Consider the following 2,089-nt stretch of genomic DNA (forward strand, 5'->3'; position numbering starts at 1 on the left):
CGTCAGCAAGAAAAGATCAGACATGGTCACCGCTCGATTTTCGAACCGTGAATCACGCAGCAAAGCGGAAATCAATGGGTCCTGACCCTAACCGTACTGATGGCGCGCCGCCGTCCATCGGTATCCGTCACCGGCTGTTTCCAGATATCCCAGACCGGGAAGAGAGATGTGCGACCCGCCCATCATTATGCGATCCGCAGCAACCATATCCATAGTCTTGACGCGGGTTTCACGTGCCAAATCCTGATCAGTGTCAAAGCCAATGGTCACGGCGGGCATAGCGAGTTGCACCGCTGGAACATGAACAATGTCGGCCGCAATAAGCAGGACATCGCCGTCACTTTCGAGCATCAGGCCCGTATGCCCGACGGTGTGGCCGGGCAGCGCCATAGTCGAGAGCCCAGGAGCGATTGCGGTTTCTTCAGCGCCAAAAGGCTCAATCCGTTCGCCAAAACCATCGAGGGCGGAGCGTGCAAGGTCAAACGCAGCCTTGAAGGCATCAGGAGCCTGCGCCTGAATCTCCTCGCTGGTCCAGAAATCGATGTCAGCGCTCGCTACCCGGAGTGTCGCGTTCAAATAAGGATTGCCAGCTGGCGAAACCGTGCCGCCGATGTGATCGCCGTGCAGATGGGTGAAGACCACCGTGTCAATAGCGGCCGGATCAAAGCCGAGGGCGTTCATCACGGAGGGCAACTTGCCAAGGGTCGGTCCGAAGATTTCGCCGGTCCCCGCGTCGACCAAAATTTTTCTATCACCAATTTCGACCAAAAAAGCATTGACCGCGCTCGGATGCGCGTCGGTGGCTATGTGCGCATTGTCGAGCAAGGTCGCGAACTCTTCCGGTGTTACACCGGAGAGCATTTCAGGTCCGATCGAAATGAACCCATCGGACAGCACGTGCACCGTCGCCGAGCCCACCCGGTAGCGCCGCGCCGCTACGAGGCCCTCCGCTCCGAGGGGCGCGACGTTCCACCCCAATGCAGCGAGGCCCGAAGTGATGCCTGTTCCGGCCAAGAATGCGCGTCTGTCCATGATTGTTCTCCCAAATTTCTCGAGACTACCCCTCACTGTTGCTACCCTAGCAGTAATGGGGACGGCGTGACACTAAGTTGAATGCGGCGCCCGTTGAAAATTCAGTGATCGGCCAATCGCCGCTCGGTCTAGGCGAGCTCTGCAAAGGAAATCCATTGATTGCCGCGCAATCGACAAAAGTCCGGTATCACTGGCTGCGCTGCAACGCCCAAGTGTTCTGGCGAACGACCGCTTTGGGCCGTCCTCAAGAGAGCGCTCTAGTCCTCAAACAAAGATGCTGCGCTTGCCTAAAGGTCTGCCTTAAACCCAGGCCGGACGTGTCGCATGCGCTTCAACCGACTTTCTTTGAGTACATGTGCGAATTCGTTGTTGAAAGGTCAGGTGATAATTCGAAACCTGCCTTTTCAAGCACCCGAGCGCTTGCCGGGTTTTCAATGCTGACACCTCCCAACAACCTCACCGGGCCGTCCTTTTCTGCCGCTGACACCAAACCTTGGACGAGTTCTGTTGCGACCCCCTGACCCCAAGTTGCTTCACCGAGCAAATAGCCAATATGAAGTTCTGGCGCTTGCGAGTCACTGGGGTCGGACGCCAAAATCAACAGTCCGACTAATTCGGAGCTGTGCCTCCAGTTGACACGAAAAACGTCGCTTTCCTCAGCGCGTTCGTCCACCCAAGAAGCAATGTCGTCATCTCCGCTCAGGTGCAGAGGTGATGGAAGATGCTCAAGCACACGGCGTGACAATATCGCAGACAAAGCAATCTCCAGCCCTCGGCGCGCTTCCCGGTCTCCCAATGTCGATTGCCAACTGTGAACCGAAAGCCTTTTAGTGAGGAACGGATCCATGTGTCAGGTACCAGCATTTGAACTGAAGATGTCGTGAAGATACCGGATCACGGTGAAAAGTCGAAAGTCTGTTTCTTCCGCAATGTGGACATACATCGCGATTTTGCGAATAGCCGCTCAGAGCCTAGCAGAGACATCTCCACATCCTCGCATTACAATCGGTCAAAATGGAAACGGAACGCCATACCGGAAAAGAACCTAGGATTGCCC

2 protein-coding genes are annotated in these 2,089 nt (G+C 55.8%); both read right to left on the bottom strand.

The window, feature by feature from the left end:
- Nucleotides 1–87 precede the first annotated feature (87 nt).
- Entirely contained in the window at nt 88–1,032 is a 945-nt protein-coding gene (locus tag ACR0J4_RS23070; RefSeq protein ID WP_170644326.1) for an MBL fold metallo-hydrolase, read from the bottom strand.
- A 331-nt stretch (nt 1,033–1,363) separates the two neighbouring features.
- The gene (locus tag ACR0J4_RS23075; RefSeq protein WP_170555801.1) at nt 1,364–1,879 is read right to left on the bottom strand and encodes a GNAT family N-acetyltransferase; all 516 of its coding nucleotides are present in this window, start codon (nt 1,877–1,879) and stop codon (nt 1,364–1,366) included.
- Nucleotides 1,880–2,089 lie beyond the last annotated feature (210 nt).

It is taken from the genome of Ruegeria sp. B10, assembly GCF_056539825.1.

Excerpts from the sequence above, each read along its gene's own strand:
- ACR0J4_RS23070 (WP_170644326.1), bottom strand. The coding sequence starts at position 1,032 with ATGGACAGACGCGCATTCTTGGCCGGAACAGGCATCACTTCGGGCCTC.
- ACR0J4_RS23075 (WP_170555801.1), bottom strand. The coding sequence starts at position 1,879 with ATGGATCCGTTCCTCACTAAAAGGCTTTCGGTTCACAGTTGGCAATCG.